General features: G+C 74.6%; 15 protein-coding genes. 5 read left to right on the top strand and 10 right to left on the bottom strand.

The annotated features are described in order from the left end of the window. Positions 1-208: 208 nt before the first annotated feature. Complete coding sequence (locus AB0D46_RS33845) at positions 209-730, top strand: hypothetical protein (RefSeq protein ID WP_362883248.1); 522 nt, start codon at positions 209-211, stop codon at positions 728-730. Positions 731-797: 67 nt separating this feature from the next. On the opposite strand, the gene AB0D46_RS33850 is transcribed toward AB0D46_RS33845, so the two are convergent. Next, complete coding sequence (locus AB0D46_RS33850) at positions 798-1,523, bottom strand: TioE family transcriptional regulator (protein WP_362883250.1); 726 nt, start codon at positions 1,521-1,523, stop codon at positions 798-800. A gap of 104 nt (positions 1,524-1,627) precedes the next feature. Here AB0D46_RS33850 and AB0D46_RS33855 point away from each other — a divergent pair, with 104 nt between their 5' ends. Next, positions 1,628-2,860, top strand: coding sequence for an erythromycin esterase family protein (locus tag AB0D46_RS33855; protein WP_362883251.1), 1,233 nt, complete (start codon positions 1,628-1,630; stop codon positions 2,858-2,860). A 30-nt stretch (positions 2,861-2,890) separates the two neighbouring features. Here AB0D46_RS33855 and AB0D46_RS33860 read toward each other — a convergent pair whose 3' ends face one another. Then, positions 2,891-3,268: a VOC family protein gene (locus AB0D46_RS33860; protein WP_362883253.1), complete on the bottom strand. Its 378-nt coding sequence runs from the start codon at positions 3,266-3,268 to the stop codon at positions 2,891-2,893. A 199-nt stretch (positions 3,269-3,467) separates the two neighbouring features. Then, a complete protein-coding gene (locus tag AB0D46_RS33865) occupies positions 3,468-4,127 on the bottom strand; it encodes a TetR family transcriptional regulator (protein ID WP_362883255.1) in 660 nt (219 codons plus the stop codon). 98 nt (positions 4,128-4,225) lie between these two features. Here AB0D46_RS33865 and AB0D46_RS33870 point away from each other — a divergent pair, with 98 nt between their 5' ends. Both AB0D46_RS33870 and AB0D46_RS33875 read left to right on the top strand, forming a co-directional pair. Further along, positions 4,226-5,476 (top strand): FAD-dependent monooxygenase, encoded by a 1,251-nt coding sequence (locus AB0D46_RS33870; protein WP_362883257.1) that lies wholly within the window; start codon positions 4,226-4,228, stop codon positions 5,474-5,476. Then, positions 5,473-5,922, top strand: a complete 450-nt coding sequence (locus AB0D46_RS33875) for a nitroreductase family deazaflavin-dependent oxidoreductase (protein ID WP_362883258.1) — start codon at positions 5,473-5,475, stop codon at positions 5,920-5,922. Before AB0D46_RS33870 ends, AB0D46_RS33875 begins: the two co-directional genes overlap by 4 nt. A gap of 64 nt (positions 5,923-5,986) precedes the next feature. Here the strand turns inward: AB0D46_RS33875 and AB0D46_RS33880 are convergent, their stop codons facing one another. The 7 genes from AB0D46_RS33880 to AB0D46_RS33910 form a co-directional block, all read right to left on the bottom strand. Then, positions 5,987-7,585: an NAD(P)/FAD-dependent oxidoreductase gene (locus tag AB0D46_RS33880; protein WP_362883260.1), complete on the bottom strand. Its 1,599-nt coding sequence runs from the start codon at positions 7,583-7,585 to the stop codon at positions 5,987-5,989. After that, positions 7,582-9,672, bottom strand: coding sequence for a serine/threonine-protein kinase (locus AB0D46_RS33885; RefSeq protein ID WP_362883261.1), 2,091 nt, complete (start codon positions 9,670-9,672; stop codon positions 7,582-7,584). Before AB0D46_RS33885 ends, AB0D46_RS33880 begins: the two co-directional genes overlap by 4 nt. Further along, on the bottom strand, positions 9,654-10,613 hold the full coding sequence (locus AB0D46_RS33890; protein WP_362883263.1) for an oxygenase MpaB family protein: 960 nt from the start codon (positions 10,611-10,613) through the stop codon (positions 9,654-9,656). Before AB0D46_RS33890 ends, AB0D46_RS33885 begins: the two co-directional genes overlap by 19 nt. Positions 10,614-10,860: 247 nt before the next feature. Further along, a complete protein-coding gene (locus AB0D46_RS33895; RefSeq protein WP_362883265.1) occupies positions 10,861-12,051 on the bottom strand; it encodes an acyl-CoA dehydrogenase family protein in 1,191 nt (396 codons plus the stop codon). Positions 12,052-12,305: 254 nt separating this feature from the next. Further along, positions 12,306-12,878, bottom strand: a complete 573-nt coding sequence (locus tag AB0D46_RS33900) for a hypothetical protein (RefSeq protein WP_362883267.1) — start codon at positions 12,876-12,878, stop codon at positions 12,306-12,308. A gap of 72 nt (positions 12,879-12,950) precedes the next feature. Next, positions 12,951-13,787 (bottom strand): class II fructose-bisphosphate aldolase, encoded by an 837-nt coding sequence (locus AB0D46_RS33905; RefSeq protein WP_362883269.1) that lies wholly within the window; start codon positions 13,785-13,787, stop codon positions 12,951-12,953. After that, positions 13,784-14,686, bottom strand: coding sequence for an SIS domain-containing protein (locus tag AB0D46_RS33910; RefSeq protein ID WP_362883271.1), 903 nt, complete (start codon positions 14,684-14,686; stop codon positions 13,784-13,786). Before AB0D46_RS33910 ends, AB0D46_RS33905 begins: the two co-directional genes overlap by 4 nt. A gap of 143 nt (positions 14,687-14,829) precedes the next feature. Between AB0D46_RS33910 and AB0D46_RS33915 the strand changes: the two genes are divergently transcribed. Then, on the top strand, positions 14,830-15,609 hold the full coding sequence (locus AB0D46_RS33915; RefSeq protein ID WP_362883272.1) for a DeoR/GlpR family DNA-binding transcription regulator: 780 nt from the start codon (positions 14,830-14,832) through the stop codon (positions 15,607-15,609). The last annotated feature ends 205 nt before the right edge of the window (positions 15,610-15,814 follow it).

Genomic DNA, 15,814 nt, shown 5'->3' on the forward strand with positions numbered 1-15,814 from the left:
CGTCGCCGAGCACCGCGACGTCGGTGTGCGGCGCGGCAGGAGCCGGCGCCGACCCAGTCGGCAACCACGCCCCCTCCAGGGTTGCGACATCAGGGCATGAACGCCGGGACGTGGACGTCATACCGTTCGTGGGGTACGGAGGTCGACGCGGTCCACGCCCAAGACGGGGCGTGCCACCTCGGCTCCAACCGAGGCGGGGGCGATGAACGTGAACGACGCGGCCGACACGACGGATGCGGCGGACGCAGCCGCATCCGGCACGACCGGAATCCGCGTGCCCTCCCGTAGGACCCGCATCCTGGTGATGGCCTTCGCGCTGCTCCTGGGCGCGCTGTCATGGTGGGTGCTGCTGCCGCAGGCCCAGCACCTCCGCTCGCTCCGTGACGGTGTGCGGGCCGAAGCGACACTGAGTACGAGCGGTTCGTGCGTGCTGGGTTACTGCGAAGTCGAGTTCGAGGTCGACGGGCGGACGGTCGTGGCGGACCTCCCGGCAGGCAGCGGTGGCGGCAAGTCCGCTGCCGGCACCCCGCTGACCGTCCGGTACCGGGCGGACGATCCGCAGGTGGTCGCCGCTGAAAACGACGTCGATGGCGGCTTCCCAGTCGTGTCGGCGGCGATGACGGGCGGTTCCGCCGTACTCTTCCTGACGCTCTCGGCCCTGTCCACGATCTCGCAGGCACGGCGGCGCCGGCGCTCCACGTCCGGCAAGGCTTCTGGGGCCGAGCAGTGACGCGCCGGTGCCCGGGCCGCTTCGGGGACGTCGCCGGGGCGACCGCTCCGGGGGACGAGCCGGGACGTCAGGCGGGAGCTGCGTCGAGGAGGTCCAGGTAGGGGCTGAGGCGGCTCGCCGCGTCGAGCATGGCGCGGCCCCGGGCGGTGAGGCGGCGTTGCCAGTCGGCGAGTGCGTCGGACAGCGCTTCGGTGCTTCCCGCGCCCCTGACCTGCTGGACCACGGTGGCGATGTGGTCCAGCGGGTAGCCCCCGCGCCGCAGCAGGTGGGCGAGTTCGGCGTCGCGGACGTCGTCGGCCCGGTAGGCGCGGTACCCGGTGGCGGGGTCCCGCGCCGGGGTGAGGATGCCGAGGCCCTCCCAGGTGCGCAGGGTGGCCGGGGTGACGCCGAGCCGGTGCGCGAGTTCGCCGATGGTGCGGGGGCCGGGGCCCGTCGCCGGGTCGCCCGGCACGCCGTCGGGGTCCGCGGCCAGGTGGTCCACCGCCCGTTTCACCGCGTCGAGCGTGTCCCGGTCGCGGAGCAGCCCGCCGTGGCCGCGGTCGATGAGGCCCAGCGCCTCGTCGGGGCCGGCGGGGCCGCCGCAGTGGAGCGCGTTCATGATCCGGCCCGCGTCCTGGTGCCCGTACGCGGGGACGAGCGCGAGGTAGGCGCGGAGCGCGGCCGCGTGGCGCGCGGTGTAGATCCGGTAGCCGCCGGGTGTGCGCGCGGCGGACGGGAGGAACCCGTCGCGCTCGTAGTTGCGGACGGCCTGGGTCGAGATGCCGTGCTCGCGCGCGAGGTCGACCGGTCGCATACGGGTGAGCCCCTGTTTGAAGGTTTCGGAACCGGATGCGCCCCGGTTCCCGGCAGGTCCGGGTAAAAGCCTCCACCGGGCTTTCAAGGATACGCTTGTGGCACATGACTCAGGACATCCGAGATTTCGTGGCCCCGTCGTGTGAGCTCCTGGCCCTGGGCGAACCCACCCACCGGGCGACGTCCTTCGCGCGGGCCCGCAACACCCTCTTCGCCCGGCTGGTGGGCCTCGGCTTCCGGTCGATCGCCCTGGAGACCGACCGGGTGACCGCGTTCGCCGTCGACGACTTCGTCCGGGACGGCGTCGGAACCCTCGACGCGGTGATGGACGAGGGCTTCACGCACGGCTTCGGCGCATTGGAGGCGAACAGACGACTGGTCGCCTGGATGCGCGCGTACAACGAGGACCGGCCCGCGCCGGAGCGACTGACCTTCCACGGCTTCGACATCCCGACGGAGATGACCGGCGCACCGAGCCCCCGCCCCCATCTCGCCCGCGCACGAGCCTACTTGGGCCTCGGCCACGGACAGCGGAACCTCGATCCGCACGCCTCCGATCCGCACGCCCCCGATCCGAGCGGCCTCGCTCCGGACGCCCTCGACCTGGACCACCTCGCCGGCCACGACGAACGGTGGAGCGCCCCCGAGACGGCCCCGGAGGCGGCCGCACCCGTCGGGGCGGGCGCGGAGGCACGGGAGTTGCGGACGTTCGCCGACGACCTGCTCCTCGCGCTGCACGCCCGCGCACCGGAACTGATCGCGAGCACCTCGCGCGCCGCCTGGTTCCGGGCCGAGGCACACCTCACCACCGGGATCGGCCTGCTGCGCTATCACAGGACGTCGGCGCTGCCCGGCGGCGGCAACGCCCGGTTCACCCGCCAACTGGCTGCCCGGGACGCCCTCATGGCGCAGAACCTGCTGGCCATCCGCACCATCGAGGCGGGGCGGGGTCAGACCCTGGTCTTCTCACACAACCTCCACCTCCAGCGGAACCCGAGCCGCTGGCACCTGCCCACCGGGGACCTGGTCTGGTCGGGGGCCGGCGCCATCGTGGGTTCCCTGCTGGGCGAGCGGTACGCCTACGTCGCCGGCAGCCTCGGCCTCAGCGAGGAACTCGGCCTGCCCGAGCCGCAATCGGACACCTACGAAGGCCTCCTGCAATCCCGCGTCGACAGCTGGGGCCTGGCTCCGACCTCCGCTCTCGGCGCCGCGCACACCCGCACCGACACCCTCCCGGAGCAGGGCTACTCCCCGCTCGACCGGGCGACCGTCGACGCGTCGGACGCCGTCCTGCACATCGGCGCCGACACGCCCCGGCTCGCCTTCCCCTTCCCGTAACGGGGGCCGCCCGCCCGGGGTTCGGAGCCCTCAGTCGCTGATCAGGCAGAAGGGGTGCCCGGCCGGGTCGGCGTAGACGCGCCAACCCTCCTTGTCACGGCTCGCGTCGAGGAGGGTCGCGCCGAGGGCGAGCACCTGCTCCTCGGCACGGTCGAGGTCGGCGACGGCGAGGTCCAGGTGGATCTGTTGGGGGCGGGAAGGGTCGGGCCAGGCGGGCGGCTGGTGGTCCAGGGCCTGCTGGAACGCGAGGACGGCCCCGGTCGGGGTGTGGAGGGTGGCCCACCGCTCGTCCACGGTCCACCGCCGGTCGGGCTGGTTGACGGCGCCGCCCAGCAACGCCGCGTAGAACTCGGCGAGTCGCAGCGGATCGGGACAGTCGAGCACCACGCACTGCAGTTCAGCGATCATGCCGGGATCCTAGTGCTGTGGCCGGAAAGGTTTGCCGGGTCGCGGTGTTCGGTGCGGTGCGTCGCCAGGCGGAGGGCCGCGGCTCGTACTGGACGTACTTCCGTGGTCGGACAACGCGGCGAGGTGCCGCGCCGGGCGCCGCGACCCGGTGGACCTCTCCGGTCACAGCACTGGACGGCCGGCCGGTGGCCCGGCCCGCTCACGGCGCCAGGACCGCGTCGAGCATCCGCCGTACGGTGGAGGTCAGTTCGGCCTGGTCCGGTGCGGGGCGGGAGCGGGCCAGGGAGCCCGCGAGGCGGTCGTAGAGCAGGCCGTCCGTCCAGGCCGCCAGCAGTTCGGCTGACTCCTGCGGCCGGGCCGCGCCCAGGGCCGTGAGGACACCGGCCGCGCGGGACCGCGCGTGCAGGCCGGCCCGGTGGAGCTCGGGCTCCAGTCCGGGGTTCCGGGCGGCTTCCAGACTGAGTTCGAAGCGCGCCAGTTGGCGTGCGCGGCCCTCGGTGAGCCACCGGTGCAGCAGGGCGCCGAGGGCCCGTGCGGCGGCGTCCCGGTCGAGCGGGCCGGTCGGAGCGCCCCCGCCACGCCCCTCACGACCTTCGCGGCGACCTTCGATGTCGCCGAGGCCTTCGAGGTCTTCGAAATCTTCGAGGTCCAGCTCGGCGAGCCGCCCGTAGCAGGCGCCGATGAGCGCCGTTCGCGTACGGAAGTAGTACGAGGTGCTGCCCGCCGGGAGCCGCGCGGCCCCGTCGACGGCGCGGTGCGTGAGGCTTCTCAGCCCTCCGGCGGCGACCAGGGCGATCGCGGTGTCCGCGATGAGGGTCCTGCGGTCGGAGGCGGGCGGCCGGGTGGCGGGGGTCGGCATGGTCTCACTCTACAGATGTAGAGTGAGACCATGCCCTCTACGGATGTAGAGGGCCGAAGCGCTTCGCCGCGTGGTCATCGAGCAACCGGAGGCCGTCCATGCCCGAACACCAACGCCGGGCCGTCATCGCGGGTGGCGGAATCGGCGGGCTCACCGCCGCCCTGGCCCTGCACCGCAAGGGCTGGCACGTCACCGTCTGCGAACGGGCCGACGGGCCGTCCGCGGTCGGCGCGGGCATCGTCCTCGCCCCCAACGCCCTGCGCGCCTTCGACGCCGTCGGCTTCGACGCCGGCCGGGCCGGCGGCGGGGCCGCGCCGGCCGCGATGGGGCTGCGCCGGCCGTCGGGCGTCCGGCTCAGCCGCGCCGACACCGCGACCATGACCGTCCGCTACGGCGGTCCGCCGCTCGCGGTGCACCGCGGCGACCTCGTCGCCGCCCTGACCGCGGCCCTCCCCGCCGACGCCCTGCGGTACGGCGCCGCCGTCACCGACGTCGCCGCCGCGGACGGGAACCGGCCGGTGGTCCGTACTTCCCGCGGGGAGTTCCCCGCCGACGTGGTGATCGCCGCCGACGGCATCCACAGCCCGCTGCGCCGACGGTACTTCCCCGCCCATCCCGGCCTGCGCTACAGCGGGGAGACCGCGTGGCGCACCGTGCTCCCTGCCGGCGGCGCCGTCACCGAGGCCACCGAGACCTGGGGGCGCGGCCGACGCTTCGGGGCGGTCCCCCTCGCCGACGGTCGGACCTACCTCTACGCCACCGCCGTCGTGCCGGCCGGGTACCGGCCCGAGGACGTGCGTACCGAACTGCTGCGCCACCACGGCACATGGCACCACCCGATCCCCGCCCTGCTGGAGCGCGTCGATCCCGCGGCCGTGCTCCAGCACGACCTGTACGACCTGGCCGGCCCGCTCCCCCGGCTGCACGACGGCCGCATCGCCTGGATCGGCGACGCCGCGCACGCCATGACCCCCAACCTGGGTCAGGGCGGCTGCCAGGCCGTCGAGGACGCCGTCGTCCTGGCCCACCTGCTGGACGCGCTGCCCCCTCCGGCGGCGCTCGCCGCGTACTCCCGGGCCCGTCTCGCCCGCACGGACGCCATCCGCGTCCGCGCCCGTCGCGCCGGCCGGATCGCGGCCCTCACCCACCCCGTGGCCGTCGCCGCCCGCGACCTCGCCCTCCGGGCGGTACCCGCCCGCGCGGCACTGCGGGCCCTGGACGACCTCTTCGACGGATTCACCCTCCCGGGCGGCCCTGCGGAGCACCCGGCACAACCGGCGTGCCCCGGGGCGCCGGCCGTCGTTGTCGAGCGCGTTGACCGTCGCGCACGAAGGCAGGCGAACCCATGACCACGGACATCGACTGGGACCACCCGAGCGACCCCCGGGAAGGTACCTGGCAGTCGGACCACGTGAAGCTGTACGTGGGCTCGGGCGGAGCGGAGGGCCAGTACTGGAACGGCACCCGGACCCTCCTGCTGACCACCCTCGGCCGGGTCTCCGGCAAGCCCGTCCGCACCCCGCTCATCTACGGTGAGGACGGCGGCCGTTACCTGGTGGTCGCCTCGAAGGGCGGTGACGACGCGCACCCGCTGTGGTACCGGAACCTCACCGAGCACCCCGAGGTTCGCGTGCAGGTCGGCCCGAAGGTCGTGCAGGGCACGTCCCGCACCGCGACCCCGGAGGAGCGCGCCGTGTTCTGGCCGATCATGGTCGGGCACTGGCCCGCGTACGAGGAGTACCAGGCCAGGACGGACCGCGAGATCCCCATCGTGGTCATCGAACCGTCCGCCTGACCCGCGCACGGCACCCGTCGCCCGGCACCCGGCCGCCGCCCGCCCGCCCGCCCGACCGCGCGTGTCAGCGGCCCAGGGCCGCCATCGCCGCATTGTGGCCCGGGATGCCGCTGACGCCGCCGCCGCGGGCGGCGCCCGCCCCGCACAGCAGGACGTTGGGGTGGGCGGTCTCCACACCCCAACGGCCCGACGCCCCGACGCCGGCGTCAACGTCCGCGTACGGCCAGGACAGGTCGCGGTGGAAGATGTGCCCGCCGGGCAGGCGCAGTTCCCGCTCCAGGTCGATCGGGGTCTTGGCCTCGATGCAGGGCCGGCCGTCGGCGTCGAAGGCCAGGCAGTCGGTGATCGGCTCGGCCAGGTGCGCGTCCAACTGGGCCAGGGTCGCGGTCAGCAGGACCTCACGCGTCTGCCGGTTGTCCTTCTCGAACAGCCGGGCCGGGGTGTGCAGTCCGAACAGGGTGAGCGTCTGGTAGCCCTGCTCCACGAGGTCCGGGCCGAGGATCGACGGGTCGGTCAGCGAGTGGCAGTAGATCTCCGAGGGCGGTACGGAGGGCAGTTCGCCCGCCGCCGCCTCCGCGTGGGCCCGCCGCAGTTGCTCGTACCCCTCGGCGATGTGGAAGGTGCCGCCGAAGGCCTCGCGGGGGTCGACGGCGGTGTCCCGGAGCCGGGGCAGCCGGCTCAGCAGCATGTTGACCTTGAGCTGGGCGCCCTCGGGGGCCGGCCCGGCGCCGGGGTCCTCGCCGAGCAGGTCGGCGAGGGCCCGGGGCGAGGCGTTCACCAGGACGGTACGGGCGGCGACGCTGCCCTCCCCCGCCTCCGTGCGGAAGGTGACCTCGGCGGGGGCGGAGCCGTCCGGGTGGACGCGCAGCGCCTCGTGCCCGGTGACGATCTCCGCGCCGGCGGTCCGCGCGGCGTCGGCCAGCGCGTCGGTGAGCGCGCCCATGCCGCCGACGGGCACGTCCCAGTCTCCGGTGCCGCCGCCGATGACGTGGTAGAGGAAGCAGCGGTTCTGGGCGAGGGAGGGGTCGTGGGCGTCGGCGAAGGTGCCGATGAGGCCGTCGGTCAGGACCACCCCGCGCACCAGGTCGTCCTCGAAGTGGCGCTCCACGGCCCGGCCCAGCGGCTCCTCGAAGAGCATCCGCCAGGCTTCGTCGTCGCCGATCCGGGTCCGTAGTTCCGCGCGGGTCGGGAGGGGTTCGGTGAGGGTCGGGAACACCTTGCGGGCGACCTCGGCGGTGGTCCCGTAGAAGGCGCGCCAGCGCTCGTACTCCTGGCCCGAGCCGGTGAGCCGGGCGAAGGACTCCCGGGTGCGTGTCTCCCCGCCGCCGACGAGGAGGCCCCCCGGACGACCGGCGCGCTCGACGGGCGTGTACGAGGACACGGTGCGCCGGCGGACCGCGAACCGCAGGCCGAGATCGCGGACGATCTTCGCGGGGAGCAGGGAGACGAGGTACGAGTACCGTGACAGCCGGGCGTCGAGTCCGACGAAGGGGCGGGTGGAGACGGCGGCCCCGCCGGGGTGTCCCAGTCTTTCCAGGACCAGCACCGAACGGCCGGCCCGGGCCAGGTAGGCGGCGGCGACCAGGCCGTTGTGGCCCCCTCCGACGATGACCGCGTCGTACACGTCGTGCGCGAAACCGGTGGAGCCCGTGGTGGCTGTCATGGCTCTTGGTAACACACCTGGCCCAGTCGCTCCAGACAGTGTGCCTCGTCGGCGTGGGCGAGGGCGGTGTCGGGATGTTCGTCGCCGAGGGAGCGTTCGCGGATGCCCGAGAGGTCCCGGTAGATGGGCAGCGCCTCGTCCCAGCGGCCCAACCGGCCGAGGCCCACGGCGAGTTCCCGACGGCTGATCAGGGTGTCGGCGTGTTCCGCGCCCAGGGCGGAGGCCCGGGCCGCGCCCACCTCGCGGGCCTCGGCGACGGCCTCCTCCCAGCGTTCGAGGCGGCCCAGGTTGACGCCGAGGACGTGGCGGGCGCGCAGGGTCTCCGGGTCGGCGGCGCCGTAGGCCCGGGTGCGGTCGGCGACCAGGGCCCGGAACACGTCGAGGGCTTCGGCGGGACGGCCGGTGCGGCCCAGCGCGATGCCGGTCTCGTAGCGGGCGGCCAGGGCGTCGGGGTGGTCGCGGCCGAGGACGCGTTCGCGGGCGGCGGCCACCTGCCGGAAGCCGGTCAGCGCCTCCTCCCAGCGGCCGAGGCGGCCGAGGGCGTAGGCGGCTTCGTAGCGGGTCAGCAGGGTGTCCGGGTGCTCGGCGCCGAGCACGGTCGCCCGGTCGGCGGCCACCTCGACGGCGGCGGCGTGTGCGTCGGCGTGCCGACCGAGGGCGCCCAGGGCGCAGGCGAGGTTGTGCCGGCAGCGCAGGGTGTCGGGGTGGCGGGGGCCCATGCCGCGGGTACGGGCGGCGAGGACGGCGCCGTAGATCTCGTACGCCTCCCGGTGGCGTTGCAGCCGCGACAGCTCGTACGCCTCCTCCTGATGGGCGGCGAGGGTGTCGGGGTGGTCCGGACCCAGCACCTCGGCCCGGCCGCGGGCCACGGCCGCGTAGACGGCGAGGGCCTCCTCGTTGCGGCCGGCCCGGCTGAGGGCGAACGCGCGGGTGTGCCCGGCGGCCAGCGCGTCGGGGTGCCCGGGGTCGCCGGCGGCGGGCAGCGGCGCGCGCGGCAGCCCGTACACGTTGGTCAGCCGGGGGTCCTCGGCGGGCGCGGGCCGCGTGATGCGCTGCTCGCCGGAGATGTGCGCGGTCCGACCGGCGGGGCGGGCGGCCGTCCAGGATCCGGTGAGGACGGCCCATGCGCCGCTGGCCGGCCGGGCTTCGATGCCGGCCTTGCGGCCGGCCGTCATGCCCTCGGCCCACGCGGGCAGCGGGGCCCGGACGGCCGCCGGGCCGACGGTCCCGTACCGCGCCTCGACCAGCCGGCGGTGCAGGTGCCGGGCATCGCCGGGGCGGTCCTCGGGGCGCTTGGCGAGGAGTTCCAGGACGAGTCCCTCGAAGTGGGCGGGCAGCTCGGGGCGGTGTTCGCGCAGCGGTACCGGCGTGTTGTCGCGGTGGCCGACGAGCACGGACCAGGAATCGCCGAGGTCGAAGGGCGGGGCGCCGGTGGCGATCTCGTAGAGGACGCAGCCGAGGGAGTACAGGTCGCTGCGGTGGTCGACCTCGCCGCCGGCGATCTGTTCGGGCGACATGTAGTGCGGGGTGCCCATGGCCATGCCGCCGCCGGTGAGCTTCGCGGTGAAGCCGATGTCGTGGGCGAGCCGGGCGATGCCGAAGTCGCAGATCTTCACCGTTCCGTCGGTGAGCCGCATGATGTTGGCGGGCTTGAGGTCGCGGTGGACGACGCCCTGGTCGTGGGTGTAGCCGAGGGCGGCGGCCATCTGCTCGGCGACGTCGAGGACCACGTCGACGGGGAGCGGGCGCGCCTCGTTGTCCTCCATCAGCTGGCTGAGGTTGCGGCCCTCCAGCAGTTCCATGACCAGGTAGAGGGGTCCGCCGGCCGCGCTGTCGTCGCCGAAGTCGTGGACCACGGTGACGCCGCGGTGCTGGAGGGAGGCGGCGACCCGGGCTTCGCGGCGGAAGCGCTCGCGCAGGACCTGGGTGAAGTGGGCGTCCTGGTCGTGCCCGACCGGCTTGAGGCACTTGACGGCGACCTGCCGGCCCAGCGATTCGTCACGGGCGCGCCACACCTCGCCCATGCCACCGCGCCCGATCAGATCGAGCGACCGGTACCGGCCCTGGATCAGTCTGGACTCCGCCATGTCTTGAAGTCGCCCCCGTCGTCGTCCCACGCCCTCCCCGGCCGGTCCAGTATGGCCGCTGATGTACGCAGTGTGTACGCGGAAGGGCGGCTCCCGGGGCCCAGTCGTCGCATCGCCTTCAAGATGTGACCTGGCGGCAGCCGCCAGCGCAGACCTGCGGGAATGCTGCGCAGCATGCGACCCGTGCGACGCAGGCGTCGGGTGGTGCTGCGCGGGGGCGGCGCGGGTCTGCCGTAGAGCGCGTGCGCCCAGGGCGGTAGCGAACCGTAGGCGATCGCGGCGAGGGGGCCCCACAGCAGGTTTCGGCCAGGCACCAGAAGGGGATGGACGGGCGGCGCGCGCAGGAAGTCGTCGACGGCGCGGGCATCGGCGCCGGCGGCGAGTTGGGGGCGGATCGTCTCGAAGTACGCGGCCAGCTCCGCCCTGTCGGCGGGTACGTCGGCCGGGTCGAGGCCGACGAGGCGGGCGTTCACCCGGTTCTCGTCCACGTATCGGTCGGCCTGGGCGGGGGTCAGCGGGACGCCGGAGCGGAGCAGGACGTGGAGGAAGCTGTCGATCTGGGCGCAGTGCACCCAGCGCAGCAGGGCGGGGTCGTCCACGGGGAGGCGTTCGCCGCCGGCGGGATCGGTGAAGGAGAGCTTGCGGTGGATGGCGCGGACCCTGTCTCCCGCCGCTTCGGCGGCCTCGGTGGTGCCGTAGGTGAGGGTGCCGACGAAGTCGGCGGTGCGCAGCAGCCTCCCCCAGGCGTCCGCGCGGCCGCCCGGACTGTCGAAGGCGGCGCTGTTGGCCATCACGCCGCGTACGGCGCGGGGGTGCAGGGCCTGGAGGTAGAGCGCCCGGACCCCGGCGATCCACATGACCGGGTCGCCGTGGCACTGCCAGGTGACGGACTCCGGACCGTAGAGGCCGGGGTCGGCGTCCCCGTACGGATCTGCGTCCATGGCCCGCCTCCCGCTGCGCCCACCCGGCCCGTTCCGGGGCTGGGAGCCTACCCGGCGGGGGCCGGGCTCAGGCGTGGGGCGCGGCGGATGCGGGCGGGGTGGGCGGGCCCCGCGGTCCACGCCGCCTCCAGGGGCCGGAGCCCCGCCCCGACCACCACCTCGCCGTCCGGGGCGAACTCGATCCAGGGTCGCGCGGTCGCGGCCGGGGCAGGCCAGGTCAGGGCAGGCCGGGGCAGGCCGGGGCAGGTCAGCGGCGGACTCGGGGCATGCCCAGGCCGATCCAGGAGATGATCTCGCGCTGGATCTCGTTGTTGCCGCCGCCGAAGGTGAAGATCACGGCGCTGCGGTAGCCGCGTTCGAGTTCGCCGTGCAGGACCGCTCCGGCGGAGCCGTCCTTGAGGGAGCCGGCCGCGCCGACCACCTCCATCAGCCAGGCGTACGCGTCCCTGCGCGCCTCGGAGCCGTAGACCTTGACGGCGGAGGCGTCCTGCGGGGTGAGGGTGCCGGACTGCACGGCGTTCACCATCTGCCAGTTGAGCAGCTTCATGGCGTCGAGACGGGCGTGGGTGCGGGCCAACCGGCCCCGCACCCAGGACAGGTCGATGACCCGTCGGCCGTCGGCGAGTTTGGTATCCGCCGCCCAGCGCTGTACGTCGTGCAGGGCGCGGATGGCCATGGTGCCGTGGGCCGCGAGGGTGACCCGTTCGTGGTTGAGCTGGTTGGTGATCAGCCGCCAGCCCTTGTTCTCCTGGCCCACGCGGCGGCTCGCGGGGACCCGGATGTCCTCGTAGTAGCTGGCGGTGGTGTCGTGCGAGGCGAGGGTGTTGATCAGGGTGCAGGAGTATCCGGGGTCGGCGGTCGGTACGAGGAGCATGGTGATGCCCTTGTGCGCGGGGGCGTCCGGGTCGGTGCGGACGGCGAGCCAGACCCAGTCCGCGGTGTCGCCGTTGGTGGTCCAGATCTTCTGTCCGTTGACGACGTAGGTGCCGCTCTCCTCGTCCCCCTCGCGCACGGCCTTGCACTTGAGCGCGGCGAGGTCGGTGCCGGCGTCCGGCTCGCTGTACCCGATGGCGAAGTCGATCTCACCGGACAGGATCCGGGGCAGGAAGTACGCCTTCTGCTCCTCGCTGCCGAACTGCATGATCGTGGGGCCGACGGTGTTGAGGGCCATCAGCGGTAGCGGGACGACCGCCTGCGCGGCCTCGTCGAAGAAGATGAACTGGTCCATGGGCGACATGCCGCGCCCGCCGTACTCCTCGGGCCAGCCGACGCCGAGCCAGCCGTCCGCTCCGAGCCGGCGGATGGTTTCCCGGTAGAAGCGCTTCTGGGCGGCCGGGTCCTCGTAGCGGGCGTAGACGTCCTGCGGCACGAGCTCGGCGAAGTAGGCGCGCAGCTCGGTGCGCAACTGCTGCTGCTCAGGCGTGTATTCGAGGTGCACGGCCCCTCCGGGAGTCTCGCGGTCCAACCGGTCGCTGTGATGGCGGCGGTCAGACTAGAACCCGTTACAAGAATTCGGAAGGGGGAGGCGGAGGTGGCGTCCGGGCCCCCGAACCCCGCCTCTCCGGTGACCAGTGCCGCGGCATCGAGGCGGCCGTCGGCGAGGCGGGCCAGGGTGGCGCCGAACTCCAGGGGCGGGTACCCCGGAGGAAGCCGCCCGGATGTGCCGCTCCGGCGCGCCGCTCAGGGTGGCGCTCAGGTGTGCAGGAGGACGACGTCGAACCAGACGAGGTCGCGGCCCGCGTCGAGGCGGTAGGTGCCCGACGGTGCGACCGAGGGCCCGGGTCGGTTCGCGGCCGCGTCGAACCCCGGGCTGCCCTGCCACCGCGCGCCGGCCGGGACGTGGGCCCGCAAACGGGCGGGCGGGTCCGGGAGTTCGGCCGGCCCGAAGGCGTGGCCGGAGCCTTCGACGATCCGCGCGGCGGCTCCGGGCCGCATCCGGGCGATGCCGACGAGCCGGATCCGGGAGTCCGGGCCGGGAAGGAAGCGGTCGGCGGAGGAGGCGTCGATGTCGTAGCCGAGCCAGTGCGGGTCGGCGAGCGGTCCGAGGGCCGGCTCGAAGCGGCTGTTCAGGGGTGCGGGGTCGGTCCGCACGCGCTGCCGGTCGGGCTCCGACCCCGACTCCGACCCCGGGTGCGGGTCCTGCTGCGGGCCGGGCCACAGGGCGGCCGCGCCGGCGGCGGTGAACAGCAGCGCGGCCCCACCGGTGAGGGCGAGGAACCGGCGGCGGTCGCCCCGGCCGGGGGCGCGGCCCCGTTGGTCGTCCATGGTCCCCGCCCCCGCTCCCCCGCCGCCGGCCGCAGGTCCGGGGCGGCCGGGCCCGCCCGGTGCCCCGTCCCGTCAGTTCAGGGCGCTGATCATAGCCTCGGCCGTGTCCGCCATGGCGGTGCGGGCGGCCGTGAGGTAGGGGCGGGGGTCGGCCGGGGTCAGGTGGGCGCGGATCGCCCCGGTCATGGCGACGTTCAGGGCGGTGCCGATGTTGACCTTGCGGATGCCGCCGGCCACCGCGGCGGCGAGTTCGGTGTCCGGCAGGCCGGAGGAGCCGTGCAGGACCAGGGGTACGTCGACCGTCTTGGCGAGTCGGGCGAGGAGTGCGTGGTCCAGGGCGGCGGTGCGGCTGGTCATGGCGTGGCTGCTGCCGATGGCGACGGCCAGGGCGTCCACGCCGGAGTCGGCGACGAACCTGCGCGCCTCGTCCGGGTCGGTACGGGCGCCGGGCGCGTGCGGGTCCAGCGGGGCGGCGCCGTCCTTCCCGCCGACCTCGCCCAGTTCGGCCTCGATCCACAACCCGTTGACGTGGGCCCAGTCGGCGGCGGAGCGGGTGGCCTCCAGGTTCTCGGCGTACGGCAGGTGCGCGGCGTCGTACATCACCGACCCGAACCCGGCGTCCACGGCGCGGCGTAGCAGGTCGGGGCTCTTGACGTGGTCGAGGTGCAGGCCGACGGGCACCCGGGCGGCCTCGGCGCAGGCCGCGGCGGCGCGTGCGATGGGCAGCAGGGCGCCGCCCCGGAACTTCACGGCGTTCTCGCTGAGTTGGAGGATGACGGGGAGCCCGGCGCGTTCGGCGCCCTCGACCACGGCTTCTGCGTGCTCCAGGGTGATGATGTTGAAGGCGGCCACGGCGCGGCCGCCGGCGGCGGCCTCCGCGACGAGGGTCCCGGTGGTGGTGAGGGTCATCGGACGGCTCCCTCGGCGTGGGTGAGGACGACCGAGCGGGTCAGGTTGCGGGGCGCGTCGGGGTCCAGGCCGCGGTGCGCGGCGACGGCGACGGCCAGCCGGTGGACGCGGACCAGTTCGGCGAGCGGGTCGAGTGTGCCGGCCACCCAGGCGGCGCCGGTGCCGAGGACCTGCTCGGCGATGCCGTCGGGGGCGTCGCCCAGTGACCAGGTGACGGAGCCGGGGCCGGTGACGCTGACGGGGCCGTGCCGGTACTCCATGGCCGGGTAGGCCTCGGCCCAGGACAGGGCGGCCTCGCGCATCTTGAGGGCGGCCTCGTGGGCCAGTCCGACGCTCCAGCCGCGGCCGAGGAAGGTGAACTGGCCCCGGGTTTCGGCGCCCGCCGGCAGCGGGGCACCGAGCGCGGTACGGGCGTCGGCGACGGCGGCCGGGGTGTGCGCGCCGACGTGAGCCCGGAGCAGGGTGAGGGCGGTGGTGGCGAACCGGGTCTGGACGACGGAGCGTTCGTCGGCGAAGTCGAGGACGACCAGTTCGTCCGCGAGGGCGATCACCGGGGTGTCGGGGTCCCCGATGACGGCGGTGGTGGGCACCCCGGCCTCCTTCAGCCCGGCGAGGAGGTCCAGTACCTCGGTGGTGGTCCCGGAGCGGGTCAGTGCCACCACCCGGTCGTAGCGCCGGTGGCGGGGGAACTCGGAGGCGGGGAAGGCGTCGGTCTCACCTTGTCCGGCGTCCTCGCGCAGTGCGGCGGCCGCCTGCGCCATGTAGTACGAGGTTCCGCACCCGACGATCGCGGTGCGTTCTCCGGGCTTCGGCAGTACGGCCCGCCGGGACGGGGCCAGTTCGGCGGCCCGTTCCCAGTAATCGGGCTGCGTGGCCAACTCGTTCGCGACGTGACTCATGCGGGCTCCCTGCGCCGTGGGTGCGTGTTCCTGCAAGGTAGCGGGCCCTTTCGCGCAACTTCAAGCATCTTCGGGGTGGCGGCCTGGGTTAATCTCGACGACGGGGCCGAAGCGGCGGCCAGGGGAGAACTCGGGAGGGCGCCATGACCCGCAAGGAACGCTGGCAGAGGCTGCTGGACCTGCTGGTGGAGCGGGGCGGGCTGGAGGTGGAGCCGGCCGCCGAGCTGCTCGGCGTGTCCGCCGCGACGATCCGGCGCGACCTGGACCAGCTCGCGGAGCAGCAGCTCCTGGTCCGCACGCGCGGCGGGGCGGTGCCGCACGGGGTGTCGTACGAACTGCCCCTGCGCTACCGGACGTCCCGCCGGGCCGCCGAGAAGCAGCGGATCAGCGAGGCGGTCGCCGCGCTGATCGCGCCGGGCGAGGTGATCGGCCTGACCGGCGGCACCACGACCACGGAGGTCGCCCGCGCGCTGGCGGCCCGCCCGGACCTGGCCACGGGCTCCCCCGCGCTCACCGTGGTCACCAACGCGCTGAACATCGCGAGCGAGCTGGTCATCCGGCCCCAGTTCAAGATCGTGCTGTCGGGCGGGGTGGCCCGGCCCCAGTCGTACGAACTCACGGGCCCGCTGGCCCAGGAGACGCTCGGCCGGCTCACCGTGGACACGGCGGTCCTCGGGGTCGACGCCTTCGACCCGGCGGACGGGGCGGCCACCCGGCACGAGGACGAGGCGGCGGTGAACAGCCTGCTGTGCGAGCGGGCGCGCCGGGTGGTGGTCGCGGCGGACTCCTCGAAGCTCGGCGTCCGCGCGTTCGCCCGCATCTGCCCGACCGCCGCCGTGGACGTCCTGGTCACCGACACCGGCCTCCCGCCCGAGGTCGCGGCGGAGTTCGAGGCGGCGGGAGTGCAAGTGGTCCGCGTCTGACACCGGGACGCGGGGCAGGCCCCGCCCGGGCGCCGAGCACGCCCCAGCACGCCCGGGCGCCCACCGAACGCGCCCCCGCCGGACGCCGGGCACGCCCGCGCGGACGCCGACCGCATCCCACCGGACGCCGAACACGCCGCCGGGGAGGGCGAGTCCGCCCGCGCCGACGCCGCCCCCTCCCCCGGGAGCGCGGCGGGGCAGCCGT

The organism is Streptomyces sp. NPDC048383 (assembly GCF_040651775.1).
GTDB lineage: Bacteria > Actinomycetota > Actinomycetes > Streptomycetales > Streptomycetaceae > Streptomyces.

Excerpts from the sequence above, each read along its gene's own strand:
- AB0D46_RS33910 (WP_362883271.1), bottom strand. The coding sequence starts at position 14,686 with ATGAGTCACGTCGCGAACGAGTTGGCCACGCAGCCCGATTACTGGGAA.
- AB0D46_RS33850 (WP_362883250.1), bottom strand. The coding sequence starts at position 1,523 with ATGCGACCGGTCGACCTCGCGCGCGAGCACGGCATCTCGACCCAGGCC.
- AB0D46_RS33890 (WP_362883263.1), bottom strand. The coding sequence starts at position 10,613 with ATGGACGCAGATCCGTACGGGGACGCCGACCCCGGCCTCTACGGTCCG.
- AB0D46_RS33875 (WP_362883258.1), top strand. The coding sequence starts at position 5,473 with ATGACCACGGACATCGACTGGGACCACCCGAGCGACCCCCGGGAAGGT.
- AB0D46_RS33915 (WP_362883272.1), top strand. The coding sequence starts at position 14,830 with ATGACCCGCAAGGAACGCTGGCAGAGGCTGCTGGACCTGCTGGTGGAG.
- AB0D46_RS33885 (WP_362883261.1), bottom strand. The coding sequence starts at position 9,672 with ATGGCGGAGTCCAGACTGATCCAGGGCCGGTACCGGTCGCTCGATCTG.
- AB0D46_RS33865 (WP_362883255.1), bottom strand. The coding sequence starts at position 4,127 with ATGCCGACCCCCGCCACCCGGCCGCCCGCCTCCGACCGCAGGACCCTC.
- AB0D46_RS33870 (WP_362883257.1), top strand. The coding sequence starts at position 4,226 with ATGCCCGAACACCAACGCCGGGCCGTCATCGCGGGTGGCGGAATCGGC.
- AB0D46_RS33860 (WP_362883253.1), bottom strand. The coding sequence starts at position 3,268 with ATGATCGCTGAACTGCAGTGCGTGGTGCTCGACTGTCCCGATCCGCTG.
- AB0D46_RS33900 (WP_362883267.1), bottom strand. The coding sequence starts at position 12,878 with ATGGACGACCAACGGGGCCGCGCCCCCGGCCGGGGCGACCGCCGCCGG.
- AB0D46_RS33905 (WP_362883269.1), bottom strand. The coding sequence starts at position 13,787 with ATGACCCTCACCACCACCGGGACCCTCGTCGCGGAGGCCGCCGCCGGC.
- AB0D46_RS33855 (WP_362883251.1), top strand. The coding sequence starts at position 1,628 with ATGACTCAGGACATCCGAGATTTCGTGGCCCCGTCGTGTGAGCTCCTG.
- AB0D46_RS33880 (WP_362883260.1), bottom strand. The coding sequence starts at position 7,585 with ATGACAGCCACCACGGGCTCCACCGGTTTCGCGCACGACGTGTACGAC.